Raw genomic sequence first — 21,050 nt, forward strand, 5'->3', positions numbered from 1 at the left:
GTTTTTAATTATAGATACTCGAGTGTGTCTAATAACTTTTAAAACCAACTACCAATGAAAAAGATATCATTCTATTTTCTATTTTTTTTAGTATTCCATTTAGGTTTTAGTCAACAACAAAAATATGTTCCTGGAGAAGTTTTAGTTAAACTTCAAAAAGAATATTCAGCTAAAGCTTTTTTACAAGATTTTAAAAAATCAAATACGCAATTAAGTAATCCGGTTTTAGTTTCAAAATCATTAAATATTTGGAAATACAGTTTTGATGCTAATTCAATAAAAATGGAAGACGTGTTAAAAAATGTATCGAGAAATGAAAATACGCAAATCGTTCAAGTAAATCATATTATTAAAAAGAGAGCTACTATTCCCGATGATACTGATTATGATAGACAATGGCAATATTTTCAAGCAAACGATAAAGATATTGATGCAGATGAAGCTTGGGATATTACAACAGGAGGTACAACTGCTAATGGTCATGAAATAGTAGTTGCGGTTATTGATGATGGGTTACAATTCGATCACCCAGATATGCAAGGTAATATTTGGATGAATTCACAAGAAATAGCAGGAAACAATATTGATGATGATGAAAATGGATATGTGGATGATGTAAAAGGATGGAATACTGCAACTAATGATGACAACGTTGGAGATTTGGGACATGGAACTCCGGTTAGCGGAATAATAGGAGCGAAAGGAAATAATAATCTTGGAGTAGCTGGAGTGAATTGGAATGTAAAAATAATGGCTATAGATGGGGGAACGGGTGTCGAAGAAGAAGTTATTAGAGCGTATTCTTACATATTAGATAATAGGAAATTGTACAATGATACCAATGGAGCAAAAGGCGCTTTTGTAGTTGCTACAAATGCTTCTTGGGGAGTTGATTTTGGCCAACCGGCCGATGCTCCATTATGGTGTGCATTATATGATGAGTTGGGACGGATTGGAATTTTGAATGCTGGTGCAACAATTAACGATGATCAAAATATTGACGTGGTAGGAGATTTGCCAACGGCATGTCCGAGTGATTTTCTGATATCAGTTACTAATATGAATCAAAATGACGAAAAAGTTCAATTCGCGGGTTATGGAGAAACCACTATAGATCTTGGTGCGCATGGTGAAAATGCATATACAATAACTTCTGGAAGCGGTTATGGGGGATTTGGAGGTACTTCTGGAGCAACACCTCACGTAGCAGGTGCTATAGCTTTATTGTATGCTGCTCCTAGTAATACTTTTGCTGAGTTGGCTATAAGTAATCCGGAAGAAGCAGCAATAAAAGTGCGTGGATATATTTTAGATAATGTTGACCCCAATCCTAGTTTAGAGAATATAACAACTACTGGTGGACGATTAAACCTGTTTAAAAGTTTACAAGCATTAATGAATGACCAAACACTTTCTATAGATGACCTACCTAGTCAGCCTAATAATGAATTTTTCTTGTACCCAAATCCTGCCAAGGATGTAGTACATTTTAAAACCAATTCTGATATAAAGGTTACATCGATATCTATTTACACGACTACAGGGAAATTAGTAAAAGAATTTAGAGAAACCATGTCATCCATAGACGTTTCTAATTTAAATAATGGTTTATATATTGTTAGGTATAAAATAGAAGGGACTAGCTCCTTGTATCATACTATGTTGTTAAAAAGATAGGATCATTTTTATTGAATAAAGGATTAGAACTGTTGTTTTTGATCCTTTATTTAAAATCAAAAATGTATACCTTTACAAGATTGTTTATTTAATCAAAAAACTCTTTTTTTAATGAATAGAGATCTTACCGATTATAGAAAATCCTATGATAAAAAGGCTTTGGAAGAAAGCGAGTTACCAGCATCTCCTTTTCAGTTATTTTCTGATTGGTTTAAAGAAGTAGAAGCAGCAGGTGGAGTAGAAGAAGCTAATGCGATGACGCTAACAACTTCGGGATTAGATGGTTTTCCTAAGGCGAGAATTGTGTTGTTAAAACAATTTGATGAAAATGGATTTGTATTTTATACCAATTATGAATCTGAAAAAGGAAAAGCTATTGCGAATGACAATAAGGTTTGTATTTCTTTTTTTTGGCCTAATTTGGAACGTCAGGTCATAATCAAAGGAGAGGTGAACAAAATATCTGAGAAGAAAAGTATCGACTATTTTGAATCTCGTCCAAGAGGAAGTCAATTAGGCGCATTGGCATCTGATCAAAGTGTTATTGTAGGTTCAAGAGAAATTCTGGAAGAAAAACTTATATCATTAGAAAAGGATTTTGACAATAAAAAAATACCAAAACCCGACTTTTGGGGAGGGTATTGTGTCGAACCTATTGAATTTGAATTCTGGCAAGGTAGACCTAATCGATTACATGATAGAATACGGTATATAATAGCTAATGAAAACCAATGGAATTTTGATAGATTATCACCGTGATAAATAACTGCAAAAAAAAACTAATTACATAATAACAAAACTAGATCTGCGATTTTTGCGATATTCTTCTTCAGAACAATCTTCACCATCTTCACATTTATTCACTGGTTTAGCTTCTCCAAAACCAACGTACGATAAAATTCTATTTTCAGAAATATCTTTACTTAATAAGTATTTATAGATAGATTCAGCTCTTTTTTGAGACAATGCTAAGTTGTAATCAGTATCTCCACGACTATCCGAATGTGTCTCTATTTTAATGATCATGTCTGGATGCTCTTCATTCATAAGTGATACAACCTTGTCAAGCTCTACGATCGCTCTTTCGGTAATATCCCACTTATCAAATTCAAAATAAATTTCATTTAGTTTGATTAGATCATTTAAAGTTTTACTAAGTTTTATATTAGAATTTAATCCAGATTTTGGATCTCGCTCTGTTGTAACCACATCGTTATTATTGATCCCTGTACTTTCTGTGTTTTCTGACCTGTTTGATGTGTTTATTTCAACAATATTTTTATCTAATTCTTTTGTTCTATCTGCAAAATTTGTATTTGCATTAGGACAATTTAAACCACTCATATCAATAGCTAATTTAAGCTGATAATAATCCGGAAGGTTACATTTATTCATATAATTGTATCCTTTAGAATGTTTTTTTGTTTCATTAAGAGAACCATTAAATTCTGCAATTACCGGTTGATCTACAATGGTAACTTCTCCCATTTCATTTAATAGATCACAACTAGTGTTTACCTTTATAGAGTAGCGAATTTCAAAAGGTTCACTATCAATTTTTACCATCTTATTAGGTACAGAGAAACTTAATGTTCTAGAAGGTTTATTATATGTTACTTTGATTTTTTTAGAAGGAAGAATGATAGATTCTTTAGAAAAAATTACATTTTCTGGGAGTATATCCTTAATAATCGTATTCTTCGCATCATCATTACCATCATTACTAACAGTAAGGCTATAAATTATGTCCTGGTCAGGTTCAACCATATCATTAGGGAAAACAAAACTGTTATCGGTATAACGTGATCTCTTTATAATTTGTATTGCCGGCTCATATATTTCTACACTAAATGCCACTGCCATAACAGAATATCCATCATTATCTGTGAGCAATCTAAAACTTGATTTTGTTTGATTGTTACCTATAATACTATTTCTTGGGTTTTTTATATCAAATAGGTCAGCATCATATCCTAATGTATTTTGACTAGCAGGAACTCTGCTAGTAACATTCTTTCCATTTTCCGTAATGTTTGCATTAAAGAAATTGTTCATTGGATTGGTGTTGTCTGTGATACCTTTATATTTATTAGTTTCATTAGACATTACCTGAAAACGATCTCCACGTATTCCTTTATCACCTTCATAAGATATTACTCCAATTTTTCCATGTACCGCACCTTCTGGAATTGTCTGGAAGTTGTCAAAAGAAAACTCCACAGGTTTAGCCTTTGAATCAATGTTTACAAAACCGTCATACACATAAAAACGTTTTCGGGGTTTTGAGTTATCTTCATAAATAACTACCATTGTCCAGCCACCAGCAAGACCATTTCCTAAAGTGGCATCATCATTAACTTCCGAAGTAGTAGCAGGAATATTTGCGACTGTATAAGTTCCAGTTGGATTGTCTAGTTTTATAACTTCATTGGTAATATCTTTATAACAAGAGTATTGTTTAAACAAGGATTTAGAGTCATTATAATAATCATGAATTACTTGACCATTTGTAATAGAAGTATAAGATTCGGCACCTGGATATTTAATTTTTATGGAAGTAATATCATTTTTCCTATCTTCATCTGCATAAGAAGCAGTCCAGTATAGACCTACATGTTTAATAGAAGCGCAACCAGATTTAATATTTAAATCTGCACTACTAGAATTAAAAGTAGATGGGTCATTATCAATATCTATAAAGCCCATTCTAAATTGATTATTTAACCCACCATTATTATAGCTCTTGTTTGGGTTAAAAGGATCAGTTCCATCATCATTACTTACTTTTCCTAAAATAGTATTAGAAACAAACTTAAAGTCTCCTTTAATAGTAAACTCTGTTCTTTTCTCAAGAGGCACTTCTACCTGACCATATATATTACAAGAAAAATATAATATACCGATGATAAGGCTAAAATGAACCTTTTTAAGATTTATTATTTGATTTAAATTTTTTTCCACTTTTCCTTTTTTATTCCCTATATGTTTAACTTAAATTTTGTCCTTAAATTTTGTCCTTAAATTGTATTTAAATAATCAGGGTGTGCGTCTTCATTTTAAGGGGAAACCGTAGGTAAATTTAAATTTTAACATTTGATTATGTAAGTAAAAACTGTTATTTTCGATATAAAATACACTTTTACCGATTAAATGCATGTTATTATTTAGCTCATTTTCATCGTTTTATATGTTTTGTTTCACAAAAAATTATGATATACCATCTACTTTATTTGTTTTGTTGGAAATGTTTTGTTATTAAACATTTTTTTCACGGAAGCGTTTTTTTTTGATATTATACTAAGAATTGTAAATGCTTATTCTTAAACTTGCGTATGTAAAATCTATCTTGATTAAAATTTTCCTGAAGTATGAAAACTTTATATATTATTAGACATGCTAAATCTTCTTGGGAGTTTGATCTACAAGATCATGAGAGACCCCTTAATAATAGGGGATTAAGAGATGCTGATTTGGTTGGAAAGAACCTGAAAACCCTTATAAAACCTGTAGATAAAGTGTTAAGTAGTGATGCGGAAAGAGCGAAAACTACGGCAAAGATCATTTTAGATAACCTTGATTTAGACGATGATATATTTAGTTTGGAATCAAAACTTTATGATTTTAATGGTCATCAGGTTATAGAGGTGATTAAAAGTTGTGATGAAGATGTGAATACTTTAATGATTTTTGGGCATAATCACGCATTTACTTCTATTGCAAACCTTTATGGTAGTGAAGTAATAGATAATCTGCCTACTGCAGGAGTTGTAGGTATCCAATTTGATGTAAATAATTGGAAAGACATATCTGTAGGAAAAACCGTACTAACTATTTTTCCAAAAGAATTAAGGTAAATGACATATAATCAGTCGAATAGGTATATTAATCGAGAATTGAGTTGGTTGCAGTTTAATGCTAGAGTATTACAAGAAGCTGCTGATGATAGTGTTCCATTACTAGAAAGATTAAGATTTATTGGGATATTTTCTAATAATTTGGATGAATTTTTTAAGGTACGGTATGCGGCAATTAAGAGGATAGACCTTGCTGGTCGAGATGGAAAAAATGTTCTTAAGGGTAAGACCGCAAGTGAATTGTTGGAACAAATTACTAAAATTGTAATTAAACAGCAGTCTGAAAGTTTAAAAACCATTAGTATAATTGGTGAAAAACTGAAAGAACATGACATTTTTATGATTAATGAAAATGAAGTGACTGCTGAACAAGATAGTTTTATACGTAGATATTTTGTAGATAAAGTTAGTCCTGCACTGGTTACATATATGCTTAATGATCTAGATAAGTTTCCACATCTTAAGGATAGTGTAGCATATCTTGCTGTGAAATTAGTGTTAAAAGATAGTGTACCTAAAGAAGGAAAATTATCTAAAATTTTACAGCAAAAAACAAAGGAAAAAATCTATGCGCTAATTGAGATCCCGAAGAATACAGACCGGTTTGTCGTATTACCAGAAAAAGAAGGTAAGAAATACATTATTATTCTTGATGATCTGATACGATATTGTATGCAAATCAACTTTAGTATCTTTGATTATATCAGTGCTTCTGCACATATGATTAAAATTACGAGAGATGCGCAGCTTGATTTTGATAACGATTTTAGTAAAAGTTTTATAGAAAAAATTTCAAGCAGTGTGAAATCCAGAAGAGATGGTGAACCTGTTAGATTTGTATATGATAAAAACTTAGATAAGGATACACTTAATTTTTTGATGGAAAAAATGGGTGTAGATAATGCGGATAGTATTATTCCTGGCGGTAGATACCATAATCGTAGAGACTATATGAACTTTCCTGATTTGGGTAAAAAAGAGTTAGTATATCAACCTTTACTGCCATTAACGATTCCTGGCCTTAGTTTGCAAGGAAGTTTGTTAGATAAAATAGCAAAAAAGGACTATTTGCAATACACGCCCTATCATACCTTTTCATATACCGTAAAATTCTTGAGAGAATCTGCAATTGATCCAAAGGTAAAAACGATTAAAATTACGATCTATCGATTAGCAAATATCTCGCACATTGCAAGTTCTTTGATTAATGCTGCCAAAAATGGTAAAAAGGTTACTGTGCAGATAGAACTTCAGGCAAGGTTTGATGAGGCTGCTAATATAGGTTACGCCGAACAAATGCAAAGAGAAGGTGTAAATCTGATCTTTGGAGTTTCTGGCTTAAAAGTTCATTGCAAAGCGTGTGTGATTGAGAGAGAAGAAAAAGGTAAACTAAAAAGATACGGCTTTATAAGTACAGGGAATTTTAATGAATCTACTGCGAAAATATATACTGATTACACTTTGTTTACTACTAATGAAGCTATCTTAAAGGAAACGAATAAAGTATTTAAATTTTTTGAAATCAATTATAAAGTAAGTAGATATAAGCACTTATTTGTTTCACCACACTATACCAGAGGTTCCTTGGTGAAACTAATAGAAAATGAAATAAAAAATAGTAAAGAAGGTAAGCCTGCTGGAATTAAATTAAAATTAAATAGTCTTAGTGATTATTCAATGATTGATAAATTGTATGAAGCAAGCAATGCAGGTGTTAAGGTTGATCTAATAATTAGAGGAATATGTTGTTTGATTCCGGGAATTCCGGGAATGAGTGAAAATATAAGAGCAATTAGTGTAATCGATAAATTTTTAGAGCATCCAAGACTTTTGATTTTTGAAAATGGAGGAGACCCAAAAGTATTTATCTCATCAGCAGATTGGATGAGAAGAAACTTGGATAGACGAGTAGAAATAACGTGCCCTATTTATGATGATGATATTAAAGAAGAGCTCAAGGATACTTTCGAGATTTGTTGGAGCGATAATGTGAAGGCACGAAAACTTTCAGAAAATCAAGATAATGGGTATATTCGAAACGATAATGCGAAAGTGAGATCTCAGATAGCCACATATGACTATTATTTAAGAAAATTAGGAAATTAAATATTTTGTTGACTATAGAAAAATATGGAGCCATTGATATAGGTTCTAATGCAGTTAGATTATTAATCAGTAGTGTCCACGAAGAAGAGGGAAAGACTACTAGGTTTAAAAAAACCAGTCTTGTACGTGTGCCAATTAGGTTAGGTGCAGACGTTTTTTTGACTAATAGAATCTCCGATACAAATATTACTAGGATGATTGATGCTATGCAGGCATATCAACTTTTGATGAAAACTCATAAAGTGATTAGATATAAAGCCTGTGCAACATCAGCAATGCGAGAGGCAGAAAATGGTAAAGAAGTAGCGAACCTGATTAAAGAAAAAACAGGAATACAGATTGATATTATAGATGGTACCAATGAGGCAGCGATTATAGCTATGACAGATCTACATGATTTGATTAATTCTGATGCCACCTATTTATACGTTGATGTTGGAGGTGGAAGTACTGAATTTACATTGTATCATAATGGTCAAACAATAGCTTCTAGATCATTTAAGCTGGGAACGGTAAGATTGCTTAATAATGTAGTTTCTGATAGTATGTGGAATGAAGTAGAAGAATGGATAAAAACAACAACTAAAGGGTATTCTAGATTATCATTAATTGGTTCTGGAGGAAATATTAATAACATATTTAAAAACAGTGGGAAGAGCAATGGGAAACCACTTTCGTTCCTATATCTAAGTTCTTATTATGATTTATTGAATTCGATGTCTTATGAAGAGAGGATATGGGAGCTTAATCTTAATCAGGATAGAGCGGATGTTATATTACCAGCAACAAGGATATATTTATCTGCTATGAAATGGAGTGGTGCACGAGAGATTTTTGTTCCAAAAATTGGTCTTTCTGATGGAATCATAAAATCTCTATACAGTGAAAAATTACATGAAATTTGAGCGGAAAATTCCCTTTTTTGAATAGAAAAAATAAAAAAATGATTTTTTTGTCTTAAATTGTCCAAGTAACCAAATATCTAATAAATACTTATGCTATGAATAAAACTTTACTTTTAGTATGTGCTTTGTTAATCGGAATTGTTGCCGTAAACGCTCAAGAATCAAGATACGGAATTAGAATAGGAGCAAATTTAAGCTCTATTAGCTCTGATGATATTACCGGAGATCTTGACAAAAGTAGGATAGGCGTTTTAGTAGGTTTTTTAGCAGATTTTGCGCTAACCGAAAAACTTAGATTACAACCTGAATTTCAATATTCAGGACAAGGAAATAAAGATAAAAATTTACGTGTCAATTACCTTCAAGTACCAATTATCTTGAAATATAATATAACAGACCTATTTAATGTTCAATTAGGACCTCAAGCCGGAATTAAGATATGGGAATGGGAAGATAATCAAGCTAATATTACCGATTTCAGCACCTTTGATTTTGCAGGTGTCGCCGGAATAGGAGTTAATATTACAGACAATTTCTTTGTTGATTTACGATATGCCTTTGGTTTATCCAATGTTTTTGATGAAGATGGTTCTTCTATCGAAATTGATGGAACTAGTAGAAATATACAGTTATCTGTTGGGTACAGGTTATAGATTTGCACTAAATAGATTTATAATATACAAACCATCTTAAGGGATGGTTTTTTTTATGAAATCAATTTTATCCTGTAGCTTATCATTTCCTGTAAAATCTAATTACTAGTCTTTATAGAATGTAAAAATTTTTATTGAAGGTCAAACATTCTAAAAAAGTCCTTCTTTAGAAAAAGGTGCTGATTTTTATACTCCAATAAGGATTTTTTTTTAAATTCATTTAGAAAATTATTAGTAGTTACTCTTGATGTTCTTGTGTAATCAGCTAATTCATTTTGATTAAATGGATAATTTATGTCATCGTGGTTAGAAGAACTGGAGAGGCAACTAAGTTTCTCTTGTAATTCGATTAAACTAAGAGCTAATCTTTTTTTAGCACACCTTAGGTTCAGAATTCTAATACGCTTTTCCATTTCAAAATATTCTTCGCCTAATAATAATAAAGGAATTAGACAAGTATCAGTATTTTTTAATTTCGATAAATTTTCAACTTCAAATTCATAGATAACACTATCATTAATAGATGAATATGAGAAGTATGAATAGGTGCTATAGAAATATATATTTATACCAAAGACTTGATTTTTAATAAGTATAATAGCAATTGTTTCATATCCTTTTTCACTAATGTAGGATGCTTTTATATATCCTTTCTTAATATAATATATTTTATCAGAGCTGCGTGCTTTAGGTAATATCACTTCTGCTTTATTGTAAGTCCTTTTTTTATAATGACCGTTTTTGATTAAAACGTTCAAGTATTGCTTGTGTGAGTTGGGGTTCATTTTAAATTATTAACAAAAATTTAATATTAAACTGTTAATAAAATGAATTATTGTCAATAAATATGATTGTATATTATCATATTAACACATTCTTTTTACGTTTTAACAATAATTAATAAGTGTTTAGTAACAAAAAAAACAAAATTTAGTGTTCGTTTTTTTATATGATTAACCCTCATCCAACGATAATTTCGATTTCTATATATAACAATATTAACCTCATTTAATTAACACATTATGAAGTCGAAAAAAATTAGATCATTCAATCATTTTGAGACAATCAGAAGTTATTTCTATTGTCTTTACAGAAGTAAAAAGTATTCAATTCAATTTGCTTTTAACCCGTAGATATAGTCATGGGAACCACAATAATTCGTGATACTTCTGAAGCAGTAGGTCACGGAGTTAATGGATTTTCTCTAATTACAGATAAGGATTCTTTTTCAGAAGAAGCGATACGTAACTTATCGCTTTCTGATCAATATCTTTTTCAAAGATTTGGGCAAGGTCCGATAACAAGAATACCACATCGTTGCATTCATCATGCTTTTGAAGCACAGGTAAAAGCAAACCCTAATGAGGTAGCAGTATGTCATAGAGGAGAGTCAATAACCTATAAGGAATTGAATGAAAAAGCTCAGTTGTTAGCTTTAGAGTTAATAGAAAACGGAGTTAAAAAAGGTGATAACGTTGGATTATTCATTCAACGATCAATTCCTATGATTATAGGGATATTAGGTATTATTAAAACAGGAGCAGCTTATGTACCCCAACATATAGGGTTAACGCCTGATGAACAATTGAAACATGTTATAAAATCAGCTTCAATAAAGGTAATATTAAGTATTTCTGAGTTTAAAAATTTACTTCCCTCTAATTCTCAGTTGAAAACTATATTAATAGATGAATTTATTGAAGGAGTACAGGAATTTGAAAGTATTCCAGAATTACCTGAAATCGATATTTCAGAAAACGATGTTTGCTATATTATTTTTACCTCAGGAACTACTGGAGAACCTAATGGTGTACAAGTTACCCATGGTAATTTATGCAATATGTTACTTACAGATCCAGGTAACTTAGGAATGAGACCAGGTCTTAAAGTTGGTCAAATATTGAGTATAAGTTTTGATATGTCTGTTTGGGAAATTCTTGGAGCTCTAACAAACGGTGCTACTTTAGTAATTAGAAATAAAAATATTCAGGAAACCGTAAGTGAAGTGGATATAGTGATATCAACACCAACCATTTTAAGTTCACTGGATGTGAATTTATGTAAAAATGTTAAGGTTGTTGCGGTCGCAGGGGAGCCTTGTCCTAGAATTTTGGCAGAAAAGTGGTCAGAATTTAGTGCTTTTTATAATTCTTGTGGTCCTACAGAAACGACAATTGTTAATACAGCCCTACGATTTTTTTATACAGATGATATACTTTCTATTGGAGTACCAATGCCTAATAATACGGTCTATATTTTAGATGAAAATATGGAACCTTGTAAAATAGGCGATATTGGCGAAATGTGGGCTGGAGGATATTGTGTTTCCAAAGGATATGTTGGTAATAAAGCTCTTACGGATGAACGTTATTGGGATGATCCTTTTTTAGGTAATGGACATAAGATGTTTAGAACAAGAGACCTAGGAAGATGGACAAAAGATGGAACTTTGGAACATTTTGGTAGAACGGATGATCAAGTGAAAATTTGTGGATTTAGATTAGAATTAGATTCGGTATCATCAATAATTGAAAAAATGCCCGGCAGTAAACGAGCGGTGACATTAAAAGTGGATAACAAAACCTTAGTAGCATTTGTAAGCCCTGAGGAGGTGGATAGCGAGTCTGTAAAAAAGACTATTGCCTCATCACTCCCATATTATTGCGTGCCTAAAATAGTTATTTCTATGAAAGAATTACCAAAGACTAATAGAGGTAAAATTGATAAGCAAAAGCTGTTGAAACAAATAAACCATTTAGAGGAATTGAAAGAAGTTTTGCCATATATACCCAGCAAAAACCCTATGGAAAACTCTAAAACTCTTACTGAAAAAAAAGAGGGTGCTTTACCAGAATTTGAAAAAATACTATTACCTCCTCGAAAAAAATATATTTCTAGAATATGGAAAGGAGAAAAATTAATGCATTACTATCGTTTGTTCGCATTATTGATATTAGTAAATATAGGAGCATTCGTTTATGGGGTAGTAATTGGAGATTGGTGGCGGCCGGATAATATAAGACTGGATATACTATCTAAAGCGGCACTTATTAATTTTACAATAGGTATTGTTATTAGGCAACAATATATTATCAATTTATTATTTTGGATGGCAACTAGTATACCTCTTCATTGGCCCCTATCTATAAGAAGAAGGGCTGGTAAAATATATCATTTTGGGGGAATTCATATTGGAGGAACAGTTAGCGGATCAATTTGGTTTGCAACTTTTTTATCAACAGTGTTTTATGATTTTTTCAATCCAGTAAGTATAAACGTTAAGAGTATAACTCTTCTTTGGATAACAGCATTAATTACTGGAATATTGATATTTATGATTGTAATGGCATTGCCAAAAATGCGAGCAAAATATCATAATAATTTTGAAAAAACACATCGATTTGGAGGATGGTTTGCATTAGCGCTATTTTGGATTCAGATGTTTTTAGTTCATAATTTACAATCATCACATGAATATATATATCAATCTTCTAGTTTTTGGCTGCTAAGCACTATCACATTAAGTATTATGTTGCCTTGGCTTCGATTAAAAAAAGTAAAAGTAGATATTACTAGACCGTCTAATCACGTGATTTTAGCAAGGTTTAATTATGGTGTTACCCCTTTTGCAGGATCATCTACAACAATTAGTAGAGATCCATTAATGGAATGGCATTCTTTTGCAAATGTTCCAGAACCTGGGAGAGATGGATTTAGATTGACTATTTCCAGAGCAGGAGATTGGACAGGTCAATTAATTGATGATATGCCTTCTCATCTTTGGGTAAAAGGTATCACTACTGCAGGTGTAGGTAATATAGATAAACTTTTCAAAAAAGTGGTATGGATAGCTACTGGAAGTGGAATTGGTCCTTGTTTACCACATTTGTTATCACAAGAAGTCCCGGCTAAACTAGTTTGGGCTACCAGAAATCCAAGGAAAACGTATGGAGATGCTCTAGTGGATGAAATATTAGAGGTTCAACCCGATGCCGTTATTTGGGATACTGATACACACGGAAAACCTGATATGGTAAAATTGGCATATAAGGTTTATAGTGATTTTGATGCTGAAGCGGTCATATGCATTTCTAATAAAAAGCTTACCTGGAAAGTTGTATATGGTATGGAAAGTAGAGGTATTCCTGCTTACGGAGCTATATGGGATTCTTAATTAGATGAATACACCTTATTTCTAGTACAAACCAGTACTAAAACAAAACTTTTTTAATGCACATAAATTGTAATGATATGTCTTAGCACATAATCATAGAGGCTGTTTATGTTTAAAATTTAAACAAATGAATATTACAATAGAACATAAAGAAAGGGTTGTTATGCTAACCCTAAATAGACCAAAAGCATTAAATGCATTGAATACAGAAACGATGCTAGAGTTAGTGGATGTAATGAAAACAATGGATAAAAATCCCGAAGTTGGGTGTTTTGTAATTACAGGTTCAGAAAAAGCTTTTGCCGCAGGAGCGGACATTAAAGAGATGGAAAATAAATCTTATCTGGATATGTATAATGAAGATTACTTCTCAAGGTGGGAAGAGTTTACAGCGATAAGAACTCCAAAAATAGCTGCTGTATCTGGATACGCATTAGGAGGTGGGTGTGAACTTGCAATGATGTGTGATATTATTTATGCGTCTGAGAATGCAAAATTTGGCCAGCCAGAAATTAAACTAGGTGTAATTCCGGGAATAGGGGGTACTCAACGATTAACAAAAACTGTTGGTAAACCTAAAGCTATGGAACTGATTCTAACTGGTCGTAGTATCAGCGCTTCAGAAGCAGAACGTATTGGTTTAGTATCAAGCGTTTTTCCATCACCTAATTTTATTGATGAAGTAGTGGAGATAGCTAATGTAATAGCTTCCTATAGTAAGCCATCTGTAATGTTAGCTATAGAATCTGTCAATAGAGCTCTTGAGTTAGGAATGCGAGAAGGTATTTTGTATGAACGTAGAATGTTCCACTCGTTATTTAGTACAAAGGATCAAAAAGAAGGTATGCGTGCTTTTATCGAGAAACGTACTCCAAATTTTAATACACAAGATCAAGAACAACTCATAAACTTATAATATCGATCACTCTTTAAACTTTAAATAAATTAATCATGAAAAATATAATCATATTTAGTATCATAACCTGCTTCACTCTTTGTAGCATAAAAGCTCAAGAAGAAAATAAAAAAAAGGCAACCCTAGCCGTAAAAGTAATTCAGAATAGTGTAGCTGGTTTTTCTCCTTTGTTTTTAGGAAGTTTTGAAACTAACAAAAACTTTGATATCACTTTCTATAGTATGTTTTGGACGAATACTTCTTTTGGTAATTTGCAATCCGGTAGTGATCAGTTATTGGAAACAGGCATAGGTTTGGGATTTAAATTAATGAAAGGTAATTTATATTTAAATCCGGGAGTTGGCTTTGCTCATGGTAAATTCTTTTCAACAGTTGGCGGTACACTAATTGGAGAAGCTGTTATACCAAATACTTTTGTTGCTTATCACAATAGCATTTTTGATATTGAAGCATATATTGCTTATTATAAATCACTACGTAATAGAGAAGATATATCTACCAGAGATCTTTTTCTTTTTTGGGCAGCACCAGGAATTAATGTAAGTGAAAGAGTAGTTTTAGGAGCCTTTTTTGAAGAGTTAGCATTTATGGGGCTTGAAGATGACACCCTTCCAGATGATAACATACAGGTATATCGGTTTTTAGGAGGATCAATCAAATTAAAACTAGATAGTGGTATATCGTTTAGGTTTTCTGCGGGAGCAAATCTTGTTACCGATGTTGGAGCTTCTGATGAATTCTATAAAGTATCTGCTTTTATACCTTTAAAATAAAAAAATCATCTTTTAAAGAGGTGTTAATTATATCAAGTACTGTTATAAGCCGATTTGTTTAAATAATTTGATAATAGTATGAGGTATAATAGGGACGAGATTACCTACTATGGGTAGTCTCGTTTTCTATAAAAAATGAATTTTTATATATTGTATAAAACAAACTTATTATCCATGTATAGATTCTTTCTTGCTTAAAGATTTCATAATCTCAGCTTCATAAACAAGTAAATCTTCCCATTTTTTATCAACTTCCTTTCGATCACCATACTGTCTTGCAAAACCAAGGAACATAGTATAATGATTCGCCTCACTTACCATAAGGTCTTTATAAAATTTTGCTAATTCTTGATTTTCTAATTCTTCAGATAGTAGTTTGAAACGTTCACAACTTCTAGCTTCGATTAATGCAGCGTATAATAAGCGATGCACTAATTGTGTTGTTCTACTACCGCCTTTTGGAAAAAAGGTAACTAATTGAATAACATATTCATCTTTGCGATCTCTACCAAGCGTCCATCCTCTTTCTATAATTTTATCATGAACCATTTTAAAATGACTAATCTCTTCTTTTACCAGTTTGGTCATCTCTTGAACCAGTTCCGTATACTCTGGGAAACTTACAATGAGTGATATCGCTGTCGAAGTTGCTTTTTGTTCGCAATAGGCGTGATCAGTAAGGATTTCTTCAATATTTTTTTCTACAATGTTTACCCATCTGGGATCTGTTGGAAGTTTTAAGCCTAACATGATTTATTTTTTGCGAATTACTATATAACAAAATTAGCGTTTTGCAATTTCTTAAACTAATTGGCTTTCTTAAAAATAGAAACCAAAAACCATTGAAATTAAGAACCTTAACATTTTAAAAGAAATTTGTTTACTAGTCTTTTTTATTAAACTCATATTTCAATCCAACTTGTGGTTTTAATTGATACGCAAAGGACATACTTTGATATGGTAACGGATTTTCCAGAGCAATCTCGTAAGGTATTGTCAATGAAGATTCTCCTCTTGTCAATCTTAGATGCTCATAGATATGTACTTCAGTATCAATGATAATAGATTCATTATTTTTTGTAGCATCAAAGATCACTTCTTTAGAAGGTAATTCTTGCGGTAATTCTATTTCTATAGAAGCTATAGCTTCACGAGTATCAAAAATGGTTTGTGTTGTAATATCTGAAGATGCATCATTAATGTTATTACTAATTACATCTACTTTTAATAATACATTAGTTGGAATTAATGTAACGTCACTAGATAATTGAGGAAGCATATTCGCTAGAATAGGGACATAAGATTCTCTAAATAATAAAGCATCTAAAGTTTCGCTGTATAGTATGTGAAACGTATCTGGATTCGGTATTGTAAAAGTTACTGCGTCTGCTAGATAATATTCTTTAATGTAGTCTGATAGCCCTAATTCTGTAATCAGTTTTTTTGCAAAATCCAGAGAATCTTTATTGATCTCTAAAACAGAAAATTGTACTTCTGATTGATCAAATAAAGGTGCTACTAAATTGATAAAAGGAGCGTAAGGACCACATCCAGCATAGAATATATTGACTGTCTCATTTGGTTTTCCTTTTTGGATATCTTTAATAGCTTTTACAATACCTCTTAAAAATTTACTTGTTCTTTTATAATCTAATAAGCATTGGGCAGCGTGATTGAGTGATAAAGCCATACCACTAGCAGTAGGAACTGCGGCTAAATGTTTAAATTCCATGTCATATCCAGAAATAGAAGTTATTTCATTAAAATATCCGTGGATCTCATTAATAATAGTGATACTTTCTTCATCAGAAATATCCTCTTTTAAGAGTTGCGTAGTTAATTTTTTGATGTTAGGTTTTGGTATAGCGCTATCCATGGTTCAATTATTAATAATGGTAAAAATTGAAGCCTAAGATAGTTAATCTGATGATATCATATATATAAATTAATTATGTTAATCGATCAATAATAATTTATAATCTAACAACTGTTTTTTAAGTAAAAAATACCCTCTGGATAATAGATATGCATAATTATTTAAGGCAATAAAAAGTATTTCTAAATTCTTGTCATTATAATTTTCACCTGCAAAATATTGTAAATCTTCAGAAATGTATGCTTCAAAATTAAGTTTTATTTCATCAGTTATTTCTGATGTATAATTGATATCACTCATAAGAGTTTTAATATGCTCTTTTAATTGCATCTCTTTTGGGAGAATTGCTCTAAAGTTTGATCGTATTTGATCAAAAGGAGTGGTTAAGCTGATAAAATGTAATTTGTCTGATAATTCGGTGTATAGGCTGATTTTAGTTTCGTATTCTTTATCATACGCGAATAATTCAGTATAAAGCGATTGTAATTTTCCTGGTTGTTGTTCTTTATTTTTAAAAAATCTAAAAATGGAAATATCATTTTCTTTAAGACTTTCCTGAATGTTACTTAATTCTACTTTTAATTGGTCCATCAATTTGATGCTATCTTTTTGATGGTATTTCTTTCCATCGTAATCAAAAGATTTAATTTTAATTGTCTTGTATGCTATTTTGCTAATTGTTTCAATATCATTTTCTATGGCAATTTCAGAATACGCAAGATCTACAATGGAATTGGAAAACAATTCATTTAAAGTTAGATTGTTCGACTCATTTGAAATTGTATTTAAGTCGAAATGAATTGGGTTTTTTACATCATAGTAACCATTAAACAATTTCGAAAAGGAATTTTTTATAAAGTCTTCTTTGAAAGATTTTTGAAATGACTCTAAAGAATTGAATACAGGTTCTTTTTCATAATTCACTTTAGCAAATAGTTTTTCGGTTAAATTTTCCTGTAACTGAGTGATGTTATTAAATAACTTGTTAGCGGATATGTTATTTGTATTAATTGCAAAAAGATTTGTTTTTTCAAGATTAGCAATACGCTCATCAATACTAGGGTGTGAAGCCCATTGATCTTTAATCACTAACTTTGATTTATTAAATTTATTTAAATCATTTTGAGTCACGTTTGGAAGGCTATCAATTATTGGGATGCTATCTTCCTCAGCATAAAAATTCATAATATAAGATTGCTCTTCGAAAATGTTTTTACTTTTGATACTTTCGGAAACTTTACCTTCATAAAAACCAAGGACCGAATTAAAAGAATGATCTGCCAAATTCATTCTTAATAATGATGTCATTAAGGGCTCATAGCCAGTTACGTTGGCGGCTATCTCATCAGCATGAAATTCCATTTCTCTAGATAAGCTTAAATAACTCTTATTTATGAATCCATACATTTTTTGTAAAATCCACTGAATTCCTTCAATAATTTTCACTGCTATTATTACAAAAATGGCAAAGTACCCGCTCGCATTAGCCCAGCCTTGAATCATCTTATCATAAGATTCATTGTCAAATAGCATATTAAAAATAACTTGATTAACATTATAAACGTAACTGCCAACTTTCATTGTACGTTGGCTAAAATGGCCAAATTCGTGAGAAAGAATTGCTTTGAACTCTTCTTTGTGAGTAGAGTTGACTAATCCCATTCCAATGAGTAAATTTTTCTTTATGGGGAAAAACATACTCCAAAAACTAGAATCATAAAACACAGAAGCATTTACTTCTGGAGATACATAAATTCTCTTAGGAAAAGTCGTACCAACCTCTGATACAATTTCATTAATGAGATTAAAAAGTTCTGGTTCATCTTTTTGTTTTATCTCTGTTAAGTGAGAACGGTCAATGGAGTTAGTCTTAAATAAAAATTTTATCAAGAAAAGTAAAATTAGAAACCCTAAACTCGCTAAACCAATTCCCAAAGCGATAGTAATAAAACGAGGTACCTGTATTACCAAAGCAATTCCTGCATAAACAGATATAGCAGTTAATGCAACCGCAAAAAGAAAAATAAGAATATATACGATAGCAAACACAATAATGGATGCTATTGCTTTTGTGGTTTGAGATTTAAATTCACTTGATAATTTAACTTCTTTTTGTATCATAGAATTTTAATTTTATGAAGAGATATTTATTTTAGTTATCGTGATTAACAATAGTAAGTGTTATAGAACAGCATATTGTTACCCTATAAAGTGTATAAATATATTTTTAGTTGGATACATTCCTAAATTCTAATAGGGATATTTTTTGAATTTTTTTAGTTATAAAAAACACAAAGGACTATATGTCCAAATCAAAATCTGCTCGTAGTTTATCAATAAGAGGATTTTTTTCTCGAAGCTTTTCGTATTTATCTTGAGGAGTGAAGGCGTACTTTTTAGAAGCTTCTTCATTTACTTTAATGTCAAGAGCAATACTATAATTATTTAGTTTTTTATATAAAAACTGAAATAATCCAGGAAGTGCACTTTCCATATCTACTTTCATAGATTGATTAGGGAGTTCCAGATAAATTTTACCATCTACAAGAGTCGGAATATTCATTGCAAACATAGATCCTATGATTCGTTCTCCTTTTTTATCTTGTTTTTTTCCATATTCTTCCCAGAATTCCTGCATTTGGGATTCTGTGAATTCATCACTTGGCAAGTTTTTAGGATCTACAATGGTATCTACCTTTTTCTCTTCGTGCTCTTTTTTCTTTTTAATACTGCTAAGAGATAAGCCAGAAGTTTTACGTGCTCTTTGCTGTATTGTTAATCTATTTTCTGTAGCAGTAGAGGTTATTGTAGCTGTTTGTCCAGAATTATCGGATTGTGATGATAGATCTTCAGGTTTGTTATCCGCTGTATTGGGTATAGCAGGAGCTTCAGAAGTTTCTTTAGATGTAGCTTCTTCGGATTTCTCATTAGCTACTTTTTCTTCGGCTTTCTCTTTAAGTTCTGGAGATATTTTAACCGGTTGTATTCCTTTTTCTTTAAAATAATTAGGAGGAATTATGTAGGGCTGGTCATTTTTTTTTTCTCCGTCTTTAGTAAGAACAGAGGCAAGTTGCATTAAACATAGTTCGACCAATAGTCTTTGGTTGCGACTGGTTTTGTATTTGAGATCACAATCGTTAGCGAGTTCAATTCCCTTAATCAGAAATGAATGGGGGGATTTTTGTGATTGTTCTAAATATTTTGTTTTAGTTTGTTCACCAACCTCTAGAAGATTAATAGTTGCTTGATTTTTACATACTAATAAATCTCTAAAATGGGATGCTAATCCAGCAATGAAATGATGACCGTCGAATCCTTGAGCCAGAATTTCATTAAATTCTAATAAAAGTTGCGGGATATTATTTTCTAATATAAGATCTGTAGTTTTAAAATACGTTTCGTAATCTAAAACATTAAGATTTTCAGTAACTGCTTGTCTGGTAAGGTTTTTTCCACTAAAGCTTACAACTCTATCAAAAATAGATAAAGCATCGCGCATAGCACCATCTGCTTTTTGAGCAATAATTTGCAAGGCATCTTCATCTGCGATTATTCCTTCTTGCTCAGCTACCTGCATCAGATGTTTTTTTGCATCAGTAACGGTGATTCTTTTAAAATCAAAAATCTGACAACGTGATAATATCGTTGGTATGATTTTATGCTTTTCTGTAGTGGCAAGAATAAAAATAGCGTGTTTTGGTGGCTCTTCTAATGTTTTTAGGAACGCATTAAAGGCTGCTTGAGAGAGCATATGTACCTCATCTATAATATATACTTTGTATGTACCAACTTGAGGAGGAATACGAACCTGATCAATGAGGCTTCTGATATCATCTACAGAGTTATTAGAAGCAGCATCTAGTTCAAATATATTAAAAGCAAAATCTTCATCTGGATTTTCGTGACCTTCTTGGTTAATGGTTTTTGCCAAAATTCTCGCACAAGACGTTTTACCAACTCCACGAGGCCCCGTAAATAATAAGGCTTGAGCGAGATGATTATTTTCTATAGCATTAAGCAGCGTATTGGTAATAGCTTGTTGCCCCACAACATCCTTAAATGTTTGGGGTCTGTATTTACGTGCAGATACTATAAAATGTTCCATCGATACAAAGT

General features: G+C 31.5%; 15 protein-coding genes. 9 read left to right on the plus strand and 6 right to left on the minus strand.

Annotation, left to right across the window (positions count from 1 at the left end):
* The first annotated feature begins 54 nt into the window (after positions 1–54).
* Together Q0975_RS18780 and pdxH are read left to right on the plus strand one after the other, a co-directional pair.
* Complete coding sequence (locus Q0975_RS18780; RefSeq protein WP_299439472.1) at positions 55–1,677, plus strand: S8/S53 family peptidase; 1,623 nt, start codon at positions 55–57, stop codon at positions 1,675–1,677.
* A 111-nt stretch (positions 1,678–1,788) separates the two neighbouring features.
* Positions 1,789–2,436: a pyridoxamine 5'-phosphate oxidase gene (gene pdxH / locus Q0975_RS18785; RefSeq protein WP_299439474.1), complete on the plus strand. Its 648-nt coding sequence runs from the start codon at positions 1,789–1,791 to the stop codon at positions 2,434–2,436.
* 24 nt (positions 2,437–2,460) lie between these two features.
* Here the strand turns inward: pdxH and Q0975_RS18790 are convergent, their stop codons facing one another.
* Positions 2,461–4,638: an OmpA family protein gene (locus Q0975_RS18790; RefSeq protein ID WP_299439476.1), complete on the minus strand. Its 2,178-nt coding sequence runs from the start codon at positions 4,636–4,638 to the stop codon at positions 2,461–2,463.
* 407 nt (positions 4,639–5,045) lie between these two features.
* Here Q0975_RS18790 and Q0975_RS18795 point away from each other — a divergent pair, with 407 nt between their 5' ends.
* The 4 genes from Q0975_RS18795 (at position 5,046) to Q0975_RS18810 (ending at position 9,195) form a co-directional block, all read left to right on the plus strand.
* Positions 5,046–5,531 (plus strand): histidine phosphatase family protein, encoded by a 486-nt coding sequence (locus tag Q0975_RS18795; RefSeq protein ID WP_299439478.1) that lies wholly within the window; start codon positions 5,046–5,048, stop codon positions 5,529–5,531.
* Entirely contained in the window at positions 5,532–7,637 is a 2,106-nt protein-coding gene (gene ppk1, locus Q0975_RS18800) for a polyphosphate kinase 1 (protein WP_299439480.1), read from the plus strand. It begins immediately after the preceding gene.
* Positions 7,638–7,642: 5 nt separating this feature from the next.
* Positions 7,643–8,542 carry an exopolyphosphatase gene (locus Q0975_RS18805; RefSeq protein ID WP_299439482.1) on the plus strand — a complete coding sequence of 300 codons (900 nt, stop codon included), beginning with the start codon at positions 7,643–7,645 and terminating at the stop codon, positions 8,540–8,542.
* A gap of 95 nt (positions 8,543–8,637) precedes the next feature.
* Entirely contained in the window at positions 8,638–9,195 is a 558-nt protein-coding gene (locus tag Q0975_RS18810; RefSeq protein WP_299439484.1) for a porin family protein, read from the plus strand.
* Between the two features lie 131 nt (positions 9,196–9,326).
* Here Q0975_RS18810 and Q0975_RS18815 read toward each other — a convergent pair whose 3' ends face one another.
* Entirely contained in the window at positions 9,327–9,953 is a 627-nt protein-coding gene (locus Q0975_RS18815; protein WP_299439486.1) for a Crp/Fnr family transcriptional regulator, read from the minus strand.
* A gap of 383 nt (positions 9,954–10,336) precedes the next feature.
* Between Q0975_RS18815 and Q0975_RS18820 the strand changes: the two genes are divergently transcribed.
* From Q0975_RS18820 to Q0975_RS18830, 3 genes are all read left to right on the plus strand, one after another.
* Entirely contained in the window at positions 10,337–13,369 is a 3,033-nt protein-coding gene (locus Q0975_RS18820) for an AMP-binding protein (protein ID WP_299439487.1), read from the plus strand.
* Between the two features lie 127 nt (positions 13,370–13,496).
* Complete coding sequence (locus Q0975_RS18825) at positions 13,497–14,285, plus strand: enoyl-CoA hydratase (RefSeq protein ID WP_299439489.1); 789 nt, start codon at positions 13,497–13,499, stop codon at positions 14,283–14,285.
* A 35-nt stretch (positions 14,286–14,320) separates the two neighbouring features.
* Entirely contained in the window at positions 14,321–15,058 is a 738-nt protein-coding gene (locus Q0975_RS18830; RefSeq protein WP_299439491.1) for a DUF6733 family protein, read from the plus strand.
* A gap of 168 nt (positions 15,059–15,226) precedes the next feature.
* Here Q0975_RS18830 and Q0975_RS18835 read toward each other — a convergent pair whose 3' ends face one another.
* The 4 genes from Q0975_RS18835 to Q0975_RS18850 form a co-directional block, all read right to left on the minus strand.
* A complete protein-coding gene (locus tag Q0975_RS18835) occupies positions 15,227–15,808 on the minus strand; it encodes a tRNA-(ms[2]io[6]A)-hydroxylase (RefSeq protein ID WP_299439494.1) in 582 nt (193 codons plus the stop codon).
* A gap of 133 nt (positions 15,809–15,941) precedes the next feature.
* On the minus strand, positions 15,942–16,934 hold the full coding sequence (locus Q0975_RS18840; RefSeq protein ID WP_299439496.1) for a phytanoyl-CoA dioxygenase: 993 nt from the start codon (positions 16,932–16,934) through the stop codon (positions 15,942–15,944).
* 78 nt (positions 16,935–17,012) lie between these two features.
* Positions 17,013–19,055 (minus strand): M48 family metallopeptidase, encoded by a 2,043-nt coding sequence (locus Q0975_RS18845; protein ID WP_299439498.1) that lies wholly within the window; start codon positions 19,053–19,055, stop codon positions 17,013–17,015.
* A 178-nt stretch (positions 19,056–19,233) separates the two neighbouring features.
* Positions 19,234–21,039 carry a DNA polymerase III subunit gamma/tau gene (locus tag Q0975_RS18850; protein WP_299439500.1) on the minus strand — a complete coding sequence of 602 codons (1,806 nt, stop codon included), beginning with the start codon at positions 21,037–21,039 and terminating at the stop codon, positions 19,234–19,236.
* Between the last annotated feature and the right edge of the window lie 11 nt (positions 21,040–21,050).

Source organism: uncultured Aquimarina sp. (genome assembly GCF_947500065.1).
GTDB lineage: Bacteria > Bacteroidota > Bacteroidia > Flavobacteriales > Flavobacteriaceae > Aquimarina.